The sequence below is a fragment of the Clostridium fungisolvens genome (genome assembly GCF_014193895.1).
Taxonomy (GTDB): Bacteria; Bacillota; Clostridia; order Clostridiales; family Clostridiaceae; genus Clostridium_AR; species Clostridium_AR fungisolvens.
In genome coordinates, this window is sequence record NZ_BLZR01000001.1 from 482947 (window position 1) to 500940 (window position 17994).

15 protein-coding genes, 1 riboswitch and 1 other annotated feature are annotated in these 17994 nt (G+C 31.7%); of the genes, 13 read left to right on the top strand and 2 right to left on the bottom strand.

The genetic code is table 11. The annotated features are described in order from the left end of the window. Positions 1 to 253 precede the first annotated feature (253 nt). From bsdtw1_RS01880 to bsdtw1_RS01905, 6 genes are all read left to right on the top strand, one after another. A complete protein-coding gene (locus bsdtw1_RS01880) occupies positions 254 to 2176 on the top strand; it encodes a PrkA family serine protein kinase (RefSeq protein WP_183275912.1) in 1923 nt (640 codons plus the stop codon). A 4-nt stretch (positions 2177 to 2180) separates the two neighbouring features. Then, positions 2181 to 3356, top strand: a complete 1176-nt coding sequence (gene yhbH / locus bsdtw1_RS01885) for a sporulation protein YhbH (protein ID WP_183275913.1) — start codon at positions 2181 to 2183, stop codon at positions 3354 to 3356. Continuing rightward, positions 3356 to 4726 carry a SpoVR family protein gene (locus bsdtw1_RS01890; RefSeq protein ID WP_183275914.1) on the top strand — a complete coding sequence of 457 codons (1371 nt, stop codon included), beginning with the start codon at positions 3356 to 3358 and terminating at the stop codon, positions 4724 to 4726. The genes yhbH and bsdtw1_RS01890 overlap by 1 nt, the downstream gene beginning before the upstream one ends. A 111-nt stretch (positions 4727 to 4837) precedes the next feature. Further along, entirely contained in the window at positions 4838 to 5380 is a 543-nt protein-coding gene (locus tag bsdtw1_RS01895) for a rubrerythrin family protein (RefSeq protein WP_183275915.1), read from the top strand. Positions 5381 to 5392: 12 nt separating this feature from the next. Further along, positions 5393 to 5581, top strand: a complete 189-nt coding sequence (locus bsdtw1_RS01900; protein ID WP_183275916.1) for a hypothetical protein — start codon at positions 5393 to 5395, stop codon at positions 5579 to 5581. Between the two features lie 135 nt (positions 5582 to 5716). Then, positions 5717 to 6298, top strand: coding sequence for a hypothetical protein (locus bsdtw1_RS01905; RefSeq protein ID WP_183275917.1), 582 nt, complete (start codon positions 5717 to 5719; stop codon positions 6296 to 6298). Between the two features lie 35 nt (positions 6299 to 6333). On the opposite strand, the gene pssA is transcribed toward bsdtw1_RS01905, so the two are convergent. Then, positions 6334 to 6855: a CDP-diacylglycerol--serine O-phosphatidyltransferase gene (pssA, locus tag bsdtw1_RS01910; RefSeq protein WP_183275918.1), complete on the bottom strand. Its 522-nt coding sequence runs from the start codon at positions 6853 to 6855 to the stop codon at positions 6334 to 6336. Positions 6856 to 7795: 940 nt separating this feature from the next. Here pssA and bsdtw1_RS01915 point away from each other — a divergent pair. Together bsdtw1_RS01915 and bsdtw1_RS01920 are read left to right on the top strand one after the other, a co-directional pair. Beyond that, positions 7796 to 8674 carry a YegS/Rv2252/BmrU family lipid kinase gene (locus bsdtw1_RS01915; RefSeq protein WP_183275919.1) on the top strand — a complete coding sequence of 293 codons (879 nt, stop codon included), beginning with the start codon at positions 7796 to 7798 and terminating at the stop codon, positions 8672 to 8674. A gap of 134 nt (positions 8675 to 8808) precedes the next feature. Continuing rightward, positions 8809 to 9462, top strand: coding sequence for a hypothetical protein (locus bsdtw1_RS01920; RefSeq protein WP_183275920.1), 654 nt, complete (start codon positions 8809 to 8811; stop codon positions 9460 to 9462). A 164-nt stretch (positions 9463 to 9626) separates the two neighbouring features. On the opposite strand, the gene bsdtw1_RS01925 is transcribed toward bsdtw1_RS01920, so the two are convergent. Then, positions 9627 to 11648: a YgiQ family radical SAM protein gene (locus tag bsdtw1_RS01925; RefSeq protein WP_183275921.1), complete on the bottom strand. Its 2022-nt coding sequence runs from the start codon at positions 11646 to 11648 to the stop codon at positions 9627 to 9629. 396 nt (positions 11649 to 12044) lie between these two features. Further along, a riboswitch (M-box (ykoK) riboswitch) is annotated at positions 12045 to 12212 on the top strand. Positions 12213 to 12553: 341 nt separating this feature from the next. Between bsdtw1_RS01925 and bsdtw1_RS01930 the strand changes: the two genes are divergently transcribed. From bsdtw1_RS01930 to nth, 5 genes are all read left to right on the top strand, one after another. After that, the gene (locus bsdtw1_RS01930) at positions 12554 to 13819 is read left to right on the top strand and encodes a magnesium transporter (protein WP_183279707.1); all 1266 of its coding nucleotides are present in this window, start codon (positions 12554 to 12556) and stop codon (positions 13817 to 13819) included. Positions 13820 to 13899: 80 nt separating this feature from the next. Beyond that, positions 13900 to 14129: a binding site (T-box leader), on the top strand. Between the two features lie 302 nt (positions 14130 to 14431). Beyond that, a complete protein-coding gene (gene cysK, locus bsdtw1_RS01935) occupies positions 14432 to 15340 on the top strand; it encodes a cysteine synthase A (protein WP_183275922.1) in 909 nt (302 codons plus the stop codon). Between the two features lie 19 nt (positions 15341 to 15359). Continuing rightward, positions 15360 to 15941 carry a serine O-acetyltransferase EpsC gene (gene epsC, locus bsdtw1_RS01940; RefSeq protein ID WP_183275923.1) on the top strand — a complete coding sequence of 194 codons (582 nt, stop codon included), beginning with the start codon at positions 15360 to 15362 and terminating at the stop codon, positions 15939 to 15941. Positions 15942 to 15944: 3 nt separating this feature from the next. Then, on the top strand, positions 15945 to 16937 hold the full coding sequence (gene queG, locus bsdtw1_RS01945; RefSeq protein WP_183275924.1) for a tRNA epoxyqueuosine(34) reductase QueG: 993 nt from the start codon (positions 15945 to 15947) through the stop codon (positions 16935 to 16937). A gap of 311 nt (positions 16938 to 17248) precedes the next feature. Next, positions 17249 to 17881, top strand: coding sequence for an endonuclease III (gene nth, locus bsdtw1_RS01950; RefSeq protein ID WP_183275925.1), 633 nt, complete (start codon positions 17249 to 17251; stop codon positions 17879 to 17881). Positions 17882 to 17994 lie beyond the last annotated feature (113 nt).

Below are 17994 nucleotides of genomic sequence, written 5' to 3' on the forward strand. Positions count from 1 at the left end.
TTATAAGAATAAGAAGCTAGAGAGTTTTTATAACTTAATAGCTTTTTTCTTTTCAATATAAAATTATCTAAATTTGAAAAATAAAATTTTAATTTTATAATCCACTGAAAAAATACCATTTTAGTAGCTTTAATCTAAATTGGATAAAGATGTGTAGTATAAAAATAATTCTTATTTAACAAATATTCAAATCAGATTAGTCATAGATAGTTTGTCCCTCTGAATATATTTTTATAAAAGGAGGGAGATGTAGATGGATTTTAAGCAATTTATTGAAAATGATAGAGAAAAACATAATAAGCATAAGTTTAAGGGGACATTTCTAGATTATTTGGAAATAGTAAAGGAAAACCCAGATGTAGCAAAGTTGGCGCACAAGAGAGTCTATGACATCATAGTTGATAAGGGTGTAAAGATATTAAAACCTGAAGAGAATGCAAGGGTTAGAAAAATATATGGCAATGAAATGATAAAAAGGTATAACTTTTTTGAGAATGACTTCTTCGGGATAGATAAGATATTGATGAAGCTTGTTAATTATTTCTATTCAGCTTCAATGAAGGGAGAAGAAGCAAGGCAGGTACTATATTTAGTGGGACCAGTTGGAGCTGGAAAATCCTCATTAGTTGAGGCATTAAAGAAAGCTTTAGAGATGGCAGATCCAATATATGCTATTGAAGGGTGTCCTATGCATGAAGAACCGCTTCATCTTATTCCAAAGCATCTTAGACCTAAATTCGAAGAATCACTGGGAGTTCAAATAGAAGGAGACCTTTGCCCTGTATGCAGATATAGACTAATGAATGAATTTAATGGAAGATATGAGGACTTCCCAGTAGAAACTAAAGGGTTCTCAATCAGATCAAGGAAGGGTATAGGCGTAGTGCCTCCTGTAGACCCAAACAATCAGGATACATCTATTTTAACTGGTGCTGTAGATATATCTAAGATGGATATGTATCCAGAAGATGATCCTAGAATATTCTCACTTAATGGTGCTTTTAATGTAGGTAATAGAGGTCTTGTTGAATTTATAGAAGTATTCAAGAATGATGTTGAATATCTTCATACTATAATAACAGCAACTCAAGAAAAATCAATTCCTTCACCAGGTAAAGGATCTATGATTTATTTCGATGGACTTATAATAGCTCACTCAAATGAGGCTGAATGGAATAAATTTAAGTCAGATCATACAAATGAAGCGATACTAGATAGAATAGTAAAGATTGAAGTTCCATATTGTATGGAATTAAATGAAGAAAAGAAGATATATGAGAAGATAATAAAGAAGAGTAACTTTAATGCTCATATAGCTCCTCATACTCTAGACATTGCTGCAATGTTTGCAATTCTTTCTAGATTATCTCCATCAGCAAAGGTGGACCCAATAACTAAGCTAAAGATATACAACGGTGAAGATATAGTAGAAAAGGGTTCTACAAAGAGATTAGATCTGTTAGAACTCAAGGAAGAAGCAGGTCCTAATGAAGGAATGAAGGGAATATCAACTAGATTTATAATTAAAGCTATTGATAATGCTCTTTCAAGTTCTGAATATCCATGTATAAACCCTTTAAGTATCATGGAAAGCCTAATAAAATCAGTTAAGGATTTAGATACATCACAAGAAGATAAGAAGAAGTATCTTGGTTTTATACAGGATACATTAAGAAAGGAATACAATAAGATACTTGAAAAAGAAATAACTAAGGCATTTATACATTCTTTTAGAGAGCAAGCTGAGAGTTTATTTAACAACTATATCGATAATGCAGAAGCATATGTTAATAAAACTAAGCTTAAAGATAATTCTACTGGAGAGGAATTAAATCCAGATGAAAGCTTTATGAGAAGTATAGAAGAGCAGATTGGTATTTCAGAAAGTTCAGCTAAAGGCTTTAGATCTGATGTAACTTCATATATGTTCTATGTTGTGAGAAATGGTGGCCATATAGATTATACTGCTTACGAACCTTTGAAGGAAGCTATTGAGAAAAAGCTTACAGCTTCAGTAAGGGATCTTTCCAGAATTATAACTAAATCTAGAGTTAGGGATAAGGAACAAGATGAGAAGTATAATGCTATGGTAGAAGAAATGAAAGAGAATGGATATTGCCCTCATTGCTGCGATGTTATATTAAAATACGCTGCAAACAACTTGTGGAAGGATTGATAATATGGCAATATTCAGAGACCATGCTGAAAATCCAGTTGAACACGATAGAGCTATAGAAGATAGAAGAAGACATAGGCAGTTAGTTGAAAAGTCTATAAAAGAAAATTTAGGAGATATACTTTCTGAGGAAAGTATAATCGGAGAATCAAAAAATAAGAAGTTTAAAATTCCTATAAGAGGGATAAAAGAGTATCAATTTGTGTACGGAAACAATAATGGCGGGGTAGCAAATGGTACTGGCGAAGAAAAAAGAGGAGATAAGGTAGGTAAAGCTTCAGAGCAAGGGGGCAATGGCCCCGGCTCTGCTGGCAATCAAGAAGGTGAAGATGTATATGAGACTGAAATAACTTTGGAAGAGTTATTAGATTATATAGTTGAAGATCTTGATCTGCCTAACTTAGATAGAAAGAAGTATTCGGAGATAATCGTAGAAAGTTCTGGACGAAAAAGAGGTTATCAAAGGTACGGAATAAATCCAAGACTTGCTAAAAAGAAGACAGTTATGGCCAAAATAGCTAGAAAGCAAGGCAAGAAAAGGGCACTGGCTGAAATTGGAAAAGGTGAAGAGATTGAAAGATTTCCATTTAGAGAAGAAGATATGCGATATTATAAGGTAAAGAAAAAACCTAAAAAAGAAAGTAATGCGGTTATGATCTTTATAATGGACGTATCTGGATCAATGGATAATTCAAAGAAGTTTCTTGCTAGATCTTTTTTCTTCGTGCTATCTAGATTTATACGAAGAAAGTATAACAATATAGCTTTTGAATTTATATCACATACCACATTATCTAAAGTTGTTAATGAATATGAATTTTTCCACAAAGCTGAGTCAGGCGGAACTTATATATCTTCGGGACTTAACAAGGCCTTAGAGCTTATAAGGGAGAAATATAACCCAGACATGTGGAACATATATCCATTCTATGCATCTGACGGAGATAACTGGAGCGAAGATAATGAAAGAGCTATAAAAGCAGTAAATGATCTATGTGAAATAAGTAATTTATTTGGTTATGCAGAACTGTTGCCTTCTACTTATTCTACAACTATGTACTACAGATTTCTGAAGGAAATAAAAAAGAAGAATTTTGCAATGGTTGTAGTGAAAGAAAAGAAAGACCTGTGGAATGCATTGAAATTTATGCTATCTAAGGAGCTTAAGGAGGAAGGGTGATGGATTATACAGTTAGAGAATTAGAAAAATGGAACGTATTAATAGAAGATATGGCAAAGGAAGTAGGTCTTGATTTTTACCCCCAAGAGTTTGAAATAATAGGGTATAATGAAATGTTAAGCTACGAGGCTTATGTAGGAATGCCATCAAGATATCCTCATTGGAGTTACGGAAAAGCTTACGAGAAAAACAGAACACTATATTCACTAAATCTCACTGGATTACCATACGAAATGGTGATAAATTCTAACCCAAGCTTGGCATATCTAATGAAGGACAACACATTACTTCTTCAAATATTAACCATGGCCCATGTGTATGGACATAATGACTTTTTCAAGAATAACAGATTATTTAAGGAAGGTACTGATGCAGACCATACCTTAGAGATGTTCAAGTTAGATGCAGAGACTGTGAGACGATATATCAATAATCCAAGCATAGGATATCAGAGAGTGGAAAGAGTTTTAGATGCAGCTCATGCCATAAGATATCAGATTAGCCGTGTTATCGGTGAGAAAAAAGTATCACAGAATGAGCAAAGGAAAAGACTTATAGAGGATTATTCAAGAAAAGTTGAAAGTAGAGGAATCTTAGATAGTAATGATCCTATTGAGGAGCCTAATTTATCGAAAATTCCTTTAAGTCCGGAAGATGATTTGTTACAGTTCATAATAGATTATGGTGATTTGGAAGATTGGGAGAAGAGTCTTTTAACTATAGTAAGAAGAGAAACATTATATTTCTTACCACAGATTGAAACAAAAACAATGAATGAAGGATGGGCGAGTTTTTGGCATTATAATATACTTAAGAAGCTCAATCTTCCTCAGGAATTGCATTTTGAATTCTTAAAAAGACATAATGATGTAGTTGCTCCGATGCTAGGAGGGTTAAATCCTTATTATATTGGATTTAGAGTTCTTGAGGATATCGAAAAGAGATATGGCAGAGATAAGATTTTTGAGGTTAGAGCTATTGAGAGGGATAATTCGTTTTTAAGAAAATATCTTACTGAAGAATTATGTGCTGAACTTAATTTGTTCCAATATGCTAAAAAAGGCTTTGATTATGTAGTTGATGAAGTAGCTGATGAGTCAGGATGGAAAAAAATAAGAGATACTATAGCGACTAACACTGGGGTCGGAAGTATACCGTATATAAGAGTTATAGATTTAAATAGAAGAGATAATACTCTTACTTTAGAGCATGTATTTGACGGAAGAGAATTAGATATAGCTTATGCTAAAGAAACGTTAAAGTATGTTCAAGAATTATGGGGCTATAAAGTAGTATTGGTTACTAAGACCAAAGAACTGCAGGATATATCCATAGTTTGTGATGAAACTAAGAAGATAATTACAAAATAAAAAATCGCGGGAAACCGCGGTTTTTCATTTTGGCGCTGTTAAAGCATAGTTGGTAACAATTGTAATATGTTTGAATATATTAATGTGTGTAGTATTTTTAGGAGAAATTTTATGAAATTAAAGGACAGTGAAACCTTAAAGAATTTACTAAAAACCTTTGCAGGAGAGTCGAGAGCAAGGAATAAATATAATCTATATGCTGAAAAGGCAAGGCAAGAAGGATTTGTATGGATAGGGCAAGTTTTTGATTTAACTGCATCAAATGAATATGCTCATGCAAGAGAAGCATGGGCAAAGTATTTAAGTATGGTGAAATCAACAGAAGAAAATCTGTTAGATGCAATGGAAGGTGAAGGGGAAGAAACTAATAACATCTATAAGGAATTCGAAGAAATAGCTAGAAAAGAAGGGTTTGAAGCTATTGCAAACTTCTATAAGGAACTTAGAGAAGTGGAAGAGAGTCATAGAGAAAGATTTAAAGATATATATGATAAGGTAAAGTGTGGAACTGTATTTAAATCTAGCACTGAATCAGTTTGGAGATGTATGAATTGCGGCTATATTTATGAAGGAAAACAAGTTCCTGAAGTATGTCCTTTATGTAAGTTTCCTAGAGCTTATTTTGAGCCAATTACAGATTGTAACGATAAATAGGAGGAAAATAGCATGAAATTTTCTTATGCAGATGAATACTTTTTTCCAGTTGTAATGAAGAATATAGAGTTATTTGATTTTGTTGACAACGAAACAGAGGAGGAACTTTTAAGAAAGAAGAAAGATGAAGATTTATTTAATGAGCTTTTTAGGACAGTAGATGATGAATTTATAGATGAATTATTGCGAAGTAACATATAAAATGTATTGGCTTGTTCTTTATTGAGCAAGCTAATGTGTTTTTGTAGAAGGCACTATAAAGTTGGCGTTTTTTGTAAGGAATTAAATAATAAATAATTTAATATATTGTTATGATAGCAATAATAGGGTGATTGAATGGAAAGCTTTAAAGAGTTATTTGATTCATATTTTATTGAGGTAAACAATTTAACTGATCTCTTAACAAAATACGTTAATTCATATAGATTGCTTATAGGTGGTGCAGGGGAACTCAATGGAATTGCACTTGCTAGAAAAAAAGAAGTAAGAGATGCTATAAAGAGAGCTAATCAGCTTGGTGATATTATAGATGTCTTACTTAATGTTATTCAAAGTGTTGAATGCTGCTATCTTGATTACATACGAATTAAAGCAGATGTAATTGCAGTAAAAACTGCTCAAAAATCTATAATATTAACAGAGATAGATAATGATTTACTATTCCAAAATTCAAGTGGAGGTCCTGGAGGTCCTGGGGGTCCTGGAGGAAGGCAACCTATTCATCCGCCAAATACAAGAAAGAGACGCAAAAGCAAAAAGGATGATAAAGACGATGATTGTGAAGATCATGATAAAGATAGAGATGATGAAAATGACAACTGTGAACCTTGTGATGATAGGGAGAGGGATCATGAAGACGGAAATTGTGAAGATCACCACGAGAATGAAGATGATCATAAGGATTTTGAACATGATTAAAGGACCTAAAAGGTCCTCTAATCTGTTGTTGTATATTAAAGTTTTTTTAGTTTAAAATTCGAAATCATTAGATAAGAGAAGATTAACATTAATATTACAGGTAAAACCATTGGTACAGTATATCTCGTTGTAATTAGAGAGAATATAGCCATTAAGCTGCCTGCTATTGTTATTGGAACTCCTCTAAACACACCATCAAATTCAGCTAAATTATATCTAGCTAGTCTGAAAGCTCCGCATATAGGGAATATAATCAAGGCGCAATATCCTAATAGGCCTCTTGGACCAAAGCTGTTGAAACCGAATTGCGAGTAAATTAATATAGAAGGAGCTACGCCGAAAGATACTAAGTCTGCTAAAGAATCTAGTTCTTTACCTAGCTCACTAGATACATTAAGAAAACGTGCGACTCTTCCATCATATCTATCAATAAGTGCAGCTATAATTACAAATATTGCTGCTAAAAAATAATCCGCATTTAGCGTTGCAAGTATTGAGAATACTCCAAAAGATAAATTTGCAAATGTAAAGAAATTGGGTATACTACTTTTTCTCATATAATCACTCCTAGTAAAATAAATATAATTCCATCATCAATAAATAATTATAACTCATTTTTAATAAAAGTATAAGAGGTAAAATCTCATATATTCATCATTAAATGTAGATATTTAATGATTTTCACTTGTTTTACTAATAAAATACCATTTGGACACTGTGTAAATCTATAATAATCTTGAAATTGGCTATAATATATTATGATATAACAAAAGTTTAAATAATATTTACTTAGAAAACATAAATTATATGAATAAAGATGAAACACTTCAATCCGAAATCAATTTTCAAAACTCCTCTGGTTTCTAAGAGGAGAATTTGAAAATATAAGTTTAATTATGAAGTGGTTCATCTAAAGATGAAACACTTCAATCCGAAATCAATTTTCAAAACTCCTCTGGTTTCTAAGAGGAGAATTTGAAAATATAAGTTTAATTATGAAGTGGTTCATCTAAAGATGAAACACTTCAATCCGAAATCAATTTTCAAAACTCCTCTGGTTTCTAAGAGGAGAATTTGAAAATATAAGTTTAATTATGAAGTGGTTCATCTAAAGATGAAACACTTCAATCCGAAATCAATTTTCAAAACTCCTCTGGGTCCTGAGAGGAGAATTTGAAAATATAAGTTTAATTATGAAGTGGTTCGTCTATAAAGCAGTACATATGAAAATTAATTGTTTTTGTAAGCACCCAGTTAGAAATTAAGTTAAATTAGTTTAAGAATACATTAGGGTATAAAGATTGTTAATTAAATAGTTTGATATTTGACATTTGGAATATATAACTAATATATTATAATTAAAATCGAAATTTCAGGCTGATGGGACAACCTCGACATAAGTTTATAATTCTGCTATAATGTTTAATGATTGATTTTAGAAAGAATATGATGTAAAAAATTCAATAATTTTACATAATGTTATTATGGAGGTATTCTATGAGAAAGGTGAAATTTATATATAATCCATTTTCAGGTGAAAATGTTATTCTAGATGAATTAGATAAAGTTATAAGTATACATCAAGAATATGGATATATAATTGTTCCCTACAGAATAAATAAAGAGTCAGACATATCAGAGGCTCTAAATGATATTAATGAAGAATATTACTATATTTTAGTAGCAGGTGGAGATGGAACTGTAGACTCATTAGTGAACGCTATGAAGTCTAAAAATATAGATTTGCCAATTGGAATATTACCAGTAGGAACCGCAAATGATTTTGCAAAGTTTTTAGATATACCATCAGATGTAGGAGCTGCTTGTAAGAAAATATTAGATAGTTCTCCTAAACCTGTAGATATAGGAAAAATAAATGATAAGTATTTTATAAATGTAGCAAGTACAGGTCTATTTACAGATGTTTCCCAAAAAACTGATGAAAATTTAAAGAATATGATAGGTAAGCTTGCCTATTACTTAAAAGGGTTTGAGCAACTACCTAATTTTAGAAGACTTAAGGTTAAGATCTCGTCTAAAGAATTAGAGTATGATGGCCATATGTATCTGATGTTAGTATTTAATGGGCAAACAGCAGGAAATTTTAAATTAGCTACTCGAGCTGATGTTATGGATGGTTACTTAGATGTAATAGTTTTTAAAGCTGTTTCTATAAAGGATTTAATACCTTTATTTATAAGAGTTATAAGAGGGGAACATTTAGATGACCCTAAGGTTATATACTTTAAGACTAAGGAAGTTACTATAGAAACAGATGAGGATATCGTTACAGATATCGATGGTGAAAAAGGTCCAGGATTTCCGTTACGTTTGGAATGTGTAGAAGGTGGCATAAAGGTTTTAGGAATAAATTAAATAATACATTAATAAATTATAAGTAAGAGTTTCTTTAAGCTTTGTAAGCAATATTAGTTTTTTTATTACTTAATAGTAGTGTGAGAATTATTTGAATGCTTAAGGCTGAGAACCAAAATATTAAGAGGTGTGATATGGTAGGGGTATATCTATACTTTGTAATATTATTACTTATAATTTTTTTATGCATATTTATATTAGACAAGCTATTAAGATGGGCGCCAATTAAAATTAAGACTGTATCAATTTTTATGATATTATTTGTGATGCTAAAGTATATTACTTTGATTTTACTTGCATTACTGGAAGACCAAAAATATATATATTATATTAAGTACTTAGTTTTTCTGCAGTATGTTTATATTCCAGTTATTTTGTATATTATATATTATATTTGCAGAAGGAATGATAAAATTAAATTTTCTACTACTTACAGCATTATGGCTGCCTTTGTAATATTTTACGCTATACTTTTAGCTGTTTACGAGCCTAACATAAGTATATCGTTAAAATTTGGATATATAATTATGTTAAAATCAGAATATATATTTACACTAGCATTTATTGTAGTTCCAACAATAATTCTAGTCCTATCTATTTTGGCATTAGACAGAAAGTTTGTAAATAAGCCTGGAATTAGGCTGACAATAATTGCCACTGCATTTATAATATTAGATAACTTAATAAAACTTTTTGGAGTAAGCTTGTATCCCTATTGTGTTATAAGCGAGCTAGTGACTTTGCTAGTGTTTAATTATTGTATTGGGTTGTTTAAGAAGTTATATTGATATAGTTAATTCTAAAACAAGGGCTATGTTTAAAAGCATAGGATGTATGACAACTTAATTTAAGAAAAAAGCTTTAACAGCACCAAAATAAAAAAGAACCAATATTGATAAAAAACATATTTAAAGTATGATTTTTATCAATATAAAGGTTCTTTTTTAGTGTTTTAATGTACTCTTTTGCTTCTTACGTTTGTAGAATTACTTCTAGTATTAGTGCTTTTGTCAGACTTGCTGCTGAAGCTTTTACCATCTTTACTATGGTTTTTTTCTGAGGTTTTGCTCTTATTGCTTATACCAGATGTCTTGCTGATATTATTATTTTTTGTATTAGAAGAATCTTGTTTATTCGTTTTTTTACCACTACTCTTATAGTTTCTTTCTTTAGCTGGAGTCCAGTCTATTAGACAGTTTTTATCTTTACCTATTAGATCTTCTCTTCCAGCCTTAAGCAATGCTTTTTTAACTAAAGAATGGTTTTTTGGAACAGCGAACTGTAACAATGCTCTCTGCATACTTTTTTCTTCTTGAGTCTTTGGTGTATAAACTGTTTCTCCAGTAAAAGGATTCACTCCAGTATAATATATTGTTGTTGATATACTTCCTGGTGTTGGGTAAAAATCTTGTACCTGCTCTGGAGTATAACCCATTTCTTTTATATAAAGAGATAATTCTATAGCAGCTTTCAGGTCACTTCCAGGATGCGAACTCATAAGATAAGGAACTAAAAATTGTTTCTTACCGATCTTCTCATTTACCTGGTAGTATTTTTTTACAAATCTATCATAGACTTCTCTTGTAGGTTTCCCCATTTGAGCTAATACTTTATCGCTAACATGTTCAGGGGCAACTTTTAGCTGTCCGCTTATATGATGTTTGCAAAGTTCAGAGAAAAATTCATTATTTTTATCGTGAATTAAATAGTCATATCTTATTCCAGAACGGATAAATACCTTCTTAATGCCTGGCAAAGTTCTAACTCGTCTAAGCACTCCTAAATATTCGCTATGATCGGTGATAAGATTGCTACAAGGTTTAGGAAACATGCATTGCTTATCTTTACAAGTTCCAAACTTTTCTTGTTTCTTACAAGATTTATGTCTAAAGTTAGCAGTAGGGCCACCTATATCATGTATATATCCTTTAAAATCATCTAGGGTAGTGAGAAGTTTAGCTTCATCTACTATTGAATCCCCGCTTCTATTTTGTATTATTCTTCCTTGATGGAAGGTTAAAGCACAGAAAGAACATGAACCATAACAGCCTCGATGACTTGTAATTGAAAATTTAACTTCATTTATGGCAGGGATACCACCTTTAGCTTCATATATAGGATGATAGGTTCTAGTGTATGGAAGATTATATGTTATATCCATCTCTTCTTCAGTTAAAGGAAGTTGAGGAGGATTTTGAACTAAATATCTATCTCCATGAGGTTGAATAACAGTCTTGCCTATTATTGGATCTTGTTCGTAAGATTCTAATTTGTAGCTTTCACCATATGCTTCCTTACTGCTAGCCGTTTCTTCAAAGGAAGGAACTAATACATAACCGTTAAGATTGGTTATATCTTTAGTTAGATAGCATGTTCCTCTTACATCGGTAATCTTTTTTACATCCATACCATAGGATAAAAGATTAGCGATTTGTACTATAGTCTTTTCTCCCATTCCATAGCTCAATAAGTCGGCCTTAGAGTCTAGTAGTATGCTTCTTCTTACTTTATTATCCCAGTAGTCATAGTGAGAGAATCTTCTAAGTGATGCTTCAATTCCTCCGATAACTATAGGAATATCTTTAAAGGCTTCTCTTATTCTGTTGCAATATACTATAACGGCTCTATCCGGTCTATGATCTGCTTCACCACCTGGTGAGTAGAAGTCATCTCTTCTTTTTTTCTTTGCAGCAGTATAGTGGTTTACCATAGAATCAATATTTCCTGAGTTTACTAGGAAACCATATCTTGGTCTTCCTAATTTCTTAAAGTCCTCAGAATCATGCCAATTTGGTTGAGGTATTATTCCAACTGTAAAGCCATTTGCTTCTAAGGTTCTTCCAATTATAGCGGTGCCAAAGGAAGGGTGGTCTACATAAGCGTCGCCTGTAACTATTATAAAATCTAGTTGCTCTATATTACGTCTTTTTAAATCTTCTCTACTAATAGGTAAAAATTCTTTTGATAAATTCATTATAAGACTCCTTAAAGTTATTAAATTAGTCATTTTTATGAAATATCTTTAAATTTAGGAGCTGTGATGTATTAACTCTAAATTTAAAAAGTAGTGCATAAAGTTAGACCAATTATAAAGAATTTGAAAAATATAAAATCATTTTTGGGTTATGTATATCAAATTAGTGTATTTTTATTTTTTAATGACATAAGTGATTTTTCATATCACTAAGTTATATTATCATAATGACCAATAAAATAAAAGTGGAATAAGTCAAATGGAAGAATATAAAGTAAAACGGAGAATTCCTGCGAGATTTTGTAAAAATGGATGATAAACAAATTCATATTGTAAATTTGGAGATTTTAGGTTGCAATTTGGACCTAAAGTAATATAATATATTATAGAAAGTGAATATTTCATTGTTAGGTGAGGCTCCTACAAGAATGCACGCTACTGCCCGGAAACATCGAGAGATGCCAATGGGTCAACAGGTTTTATCGAAGCAAGGTATAACTTAACGTAGCTAGACCAAGAGAGGTCTTAAGTTTTGTAGTGCTAAAACTCAACGTAGTGATATTAAGATATTAAGTTGAATTTTAGAGGCCTTAACGGGCCTTTTTCTATTTTTATGCAATAAGTTATGCTTTAGGGTTCTAATTTACTAAGGCATAAAGGATTAATCTGATGGATAGACACGCATAAGTAAGTTCATGGAAGTGTACTGAAATTATAACGAATACTTAAAAATAAATAATTTATTATCAGGGTGGTGAAATTAAATGGAGGGTGGCCCTCATAGTAGGTCGCAAAGAAAATTAAATAGAGTAGTCTTCAATGAGTGGCTTCAGCGAAATTTATCATGAACCTTGTGTATATGCTCTAGCTAAGGCCCTTATTGAATATTGAGGGAGGTTAGAATGATGAAAAGATTGTCTGTATTTCTTTATAGTTCTATACTAAATAAAAAGATCTACGATGAGTTTGATGATGTACTTGGTATCTTAAAGGATGTTTATGTTACTACAGAAGATGGGTATCCAAGAATTATTGGATATAAGATAAAAAGAGATGGCTCAGTATTTGATTATGAATTTAGAAATGTAGATGTTTATCTAAAGGATGGTAATAAGATAAGGATTGAGACCAGAGGAAGCAAGGAAATATTGCCAAGAAAATATACCTATTTGCTTACACAAAACCTTTTAGATAAAAAGATAGTAGATATAAATGGAAAAAAGGTAGTTAGAGTAAACGACTTAAGAATTGCAGAAATTGCAGGTGAGTATAGAGTTGTAGCAGTTGAAACTGGTCAAATTGCGAGATATAGAAGAGTTGGATTAGAAAGCTTTGGAAAAGTAATACTTAAGTTTATGAAGCAAGAAACTACTGACCAAGCACTAATGTGGGATGATGTAGAAACTTTAGAACTAATAAATGATAGTTTGCAGCTATCAGTACCTTATAAGAAATTATCAAATTTACATCCTGCGGATTTGGCAGATATATTAGAAGAACTTGATGATAAACAGAGAAAACAAGTATTTGAAAATCTAGATGATGACTTAGTGGCTGATGCTCTCGAAGAAATAGAACCAGAGTTCAAAGGGTCAATAATAAGAGATTTAAGTGTATCAAAGACGGCGGAAATACTTGAAAATATGCCAAATGACGAAATTGCAGATTTATTAGATGAACTCAATGAAGAAGAAAGAGAAAAGATTTTAGTATCTTTAGAATCAGAAGATGCTGAAGAGGTAAAAGAGTTATTAGGATACGAAGATGAAACCGTTGGAAGTATAATGAATAAAGATTTTATATCCTTTAATATAGATGTAACAATCGAAGAAACCATAGATTTATTAAGAGAAATGCAGCCTGATGAAGAAGTTATGCATTGTGTATATATAACAGATGAGAATGAAAAACTTCAGGGGGCAGTTACCATAAGACAGTTAGTCATGAATGGAAGAGAAGTTAAGCTTCAAGATATAATGGATAGGAATACTTTAAAGTTTAAACATGATTTTCATATAGAAGATGCTATAGAGCTTATAACCAAATATGACTTATTATCTGTTCCTGTAGTGGATGATGAGGAGAAGCTTGTAGGTATAGTTTTAATTCATGATATTGTAGATGAATTCTTATTACCTATTTGGAAAAAGAAAGCAAAAAAAGCAGTTTAATATTATAGAAAAATGTTGTTGACATTTAAGACAATTAGCATATAATAAAATTAAGACTAAACATATCAAAATACTCAACTTTAAATGCAAAGAAAAAGAAAAGTATCATAAATGAAGGTTTCAGAGAGGAAGAGATGGTGTGAATCTTCTACTTGGATTTTATGAGAAGTGCGCTTTGGAGCAGGTAGCTGAACTTTTAGTAGGTGATCCCGGGATGCCCGTTATAGCAAGAAAGCATGGTAGTGCTTATCGTGAGTGAGATCATTTTGATCTAAGTAGAGTGGAAACGCGAATTATCTTCGTCTCTAATAAAGAGATGAAGTTTTTTTTATTCTTTAGTGAACTTTAATGGAGTGAAAACTTATATATAACTAAATTTAGTCCTAAAAAACAATTGGTACAAAACTAAAGAATAAAAAAGCAGAATATATCGCCTGCCAGATTTTCCTCATATACATTCGGAAAGGCAGATGCGCAAAAAATTCACTAAAGAAGGGCGCATTAGCGAATTTTTATTCTTTTGTGAACTATAATGTAGTAAAAATCTATGGATAATTTTAAAAATTAAGATAACTAATAAAATAATAAATATAATTTTTGGAGGTTGAAGATATGTTATTTAATAATGCATTAGAATTACTTGGAAACACACCAGTACTAAAAGTAAACACTTTAACAGGAGAAAATTCAGCTGAAGTATATGTAAAGCTTGAAAAGTTTAATCCAGGCGGAAGTGTTAAAGATAGAGCTGCTTACGGTATGATAGAAAAGGCTGAAGCTTTAGGACTACTAAAAGTTGGAGATACTATAGTAGAACCTACAAGTGGAAATACTGGAATAGCGTTAGCTATGATTGGAAAATTAAAAGGATATAAAGTTGTTATAGTAATGCCTGAAACAATGAGTAAGGAAAGAAGAGACTTAATAAAAGCTTATGGAGCTGAACTTGTATTAACAGAAGGCGCTAAAGGCATGAAGGGTGCTATAGCAAAGGCAGAAGAATTAGTAAAAGAAAATGGATATTTCATGCCACAACAATTCTTAAATGTAGCTAACCCAGAAAAACACTATGCAACTACAGCTGAAGAAATACTTAAAGATTTACCAGACATAAACGTATTTGTTGCTGGAGTTGGTACTGGTGGAACAATATCAGGTGTTGGTAAGAAACTAAAAGAATTAAAGAGTGATGTTACAGTAGTAGCTGTGGAACCAGAAAAATCACCAGTAATTTCAGGTGGAGCACCTGGCCCACATAAGATACAAGGTATAGGTGCAGGATTTATTCCAGAAATATACGATAGTTCAGTAGTTGATAAAGTTGTTCAAGTTAAGGAAGAAGATTCATTTGCAGCTGCTAGAAACTTCGGAGCTAACGAAGGTGTACTTATAGGCATATCTTCAGGTGGTGCACTTCATGCTGCTTTAGAATTAGCTAAGGAATATGGTCCAGGCAAAAAAATCTTAGTAGTAGCACCAGATGGAGGAGAAAAATATCTTTCAATGGGCCTATATGAATAATATAAAGGTGTGATAATAGGTGTTTAAGAACCTTAGGTACGATATAAAAAAGATACTTGAAAATGATCCAGCAGCAAGAAGTTGGTTTGAAGTTTTGCTACTTTACCCAAGTGTTCATGCAGTTAATGGGCACAGAGTATCTAGCTGGTTTTATAAAAGGAAGATGTTCTTTATAGCAAGATTAATATCTCAGGTAGTAAGACTTTTTACAGGTATAGAGATACATCCAGGTGCTCAGATAGGCAGAGGTTTATTTATTGATCATGGTATGGGAGTGGTTATCGGAGAAACTAGTGTTATAGGTAACGATGTTGTCATATATCATGGGGTTACTCTTGGAGGCACTGGAAAAGATAAAGGTAAAAGGCACCCTACAGTTGGTGATAATGTAGTTATAGGAACAGGAGCTAAGGTTCTAGGGCCTATAAATATAGGGAATGATGTAAAAATTGGGGCTAACTCGGTGGTGCTTACAGATATCCCAGCTGGTGCAACAGCAGTTGGTATACCAGCAAGATTTATTGTAAGAAATTTACCTATAATCGAGATAGAAGATTTTAGAGGTAGAAGAAAGAAAATATATAATGATATGGTGATTTAGTTTATGAATCTATCAGTTGAAATTAAAAGATTTTGCATGAATTTAGGATTAGATACTGTTGGTTTTACAAAATGCAGAACTTTCAATGAGTTAAGAGAGTTCTACACTGAAAGAAAATCACAAGGTATAGAAAATGAATTTGAAGAAACAGATATAGAAAAAAGAATAAATCCAAATCATTATATGAGTGAGGGAAAGACTATAGTATCTATAGCTTTCCCTTATCTTCATAATGTGGATTATATAGAAAATGGATTTTCTGTGTATACTAGAGGTATGGATTACCATACTGTAGTACATAGTTATCTAGAAAAAATAGTAGCTTTCATCAATGAATTAGGTGGGAAAGCAGTTGCATTTACAGACAGTAACACATTGCCTGAAAGATACATTGCATATCTATCAGGGGTAGGGTTTATTGGTAAAAACAATATGATTATAACTGAGAAGTATGGTTCCTATGTTTTCTTAGGTGAAATAATAACGGATTTGAATATTCCAGAGTCTACAAATCGTACTTTTAATGATATAAATTATTTTACGGAATGTGGTAGTTGTGAGATTTGCTATAAAGAATGTCCTACGAAATCAATTAATCTAAATAAGAAGAACCCTAATATATGTATGTCCTACATAACACAGAAAAAAGAGATAGACGATAAATTCGCTAAGTTAATGGATGGAAGAGTGTTTGGTTGTGATAGTTGTCAGAAAAAGTGTCCATTTAATGAAGGAAAAGAGTTTTCGCCTATAAAAGAGTTTTATCCAATGAATTTTATGAATGATGATGATGTGGATAAAATAATAAATATATCTAATTCGGATTTTAAAAGTAGTTTTAAAATAACATCTTGTGGGTGGAGAGGTAAAAATGTTTTAAGAAGGAATGTTCTCATACGGAAAGCTTTGTTTCAAAACAAGGATATTGCAAATGAAGAACTTAATTCTCCATATTTAGAGCAGTATAAACTAATGATTGAAAGGCTTAAGGAATAGATTACATTAAAGTACTTTGCTAAAATTAATGTGTCACTCCTCCGATACTTTAATGAGTTTCGCAAAGAATTAATATGATTTTCTACAATTCCATAGCTAAAACTGTATAACTCACTACGTTCGGACAATACAGTTTATTAACGCTATTCCATTTCCGAAAATCATTTAATTCTAATAGCTCACTCATATAGTATCTCCGGTGTGACACATTAATTTTATGATAATAGTAGCTTACTAAAAAAATTGTTAACTTCGTACTAAATATATAAGAATTAACCAATGTAATTATGGAATCACAATGGAGGTACAAAATGAAGAAAAGCACGAGAAATATACTAGAACTATTAAAAGAGCAGTATCCTGATGCAAAGTGCGAACTTGATTACGGAACACCTTTTCAGCTTCTTGTAGCTACCATACTTTCAGCTCAGACTACTGATAAAAAAGTGAATGAAGTAACTAAGGATTTATTTGAGAAATATCCTACAGTGGATGATTTTTTACTTATATCGCAAGAAGAATTAGAAGATAGAATAAAGCAAATAGGACTTTATAGAAATAAAGCGAAAAATATAATGATGATGTGCAGGCAGCTTAAAGAGAATTTTAATGGAGAGGTACCAGATACTATGGAAGGTATAACTTCTCTTGCTGGAGCTGGTAGGAAAACTGCTAATGTAGTACTTTCAAATGCGTTTGGAGTTCCGTCGATTGCTGTAGATACTCATGTTTTTAGAGTTTCTAATAGAATTGGCCTCGCCGATTCTGAGAATGTATATGATGTAGAGTTACAGCTTCAAAAAGAGCTTCCGAAGAAAGAATGGTCTTTGGCCCATCACTTATTAATATTTCATGGCAGAAGATGTTGCACTGCGAGAAATCCGAAATGTGAGGTATGCCCTATAAAGCATATGTGTAAATATTATAAGAATATAGCTAAATAGCTCTTATAAATCGATACAAGAATACAAACTTAAAGTAAAAGCTAAAGGTCAAATATGGATCATTAGCTTTTACTTTTTTTATTATTACTTAATAATGTCGCTTAATCTACCTT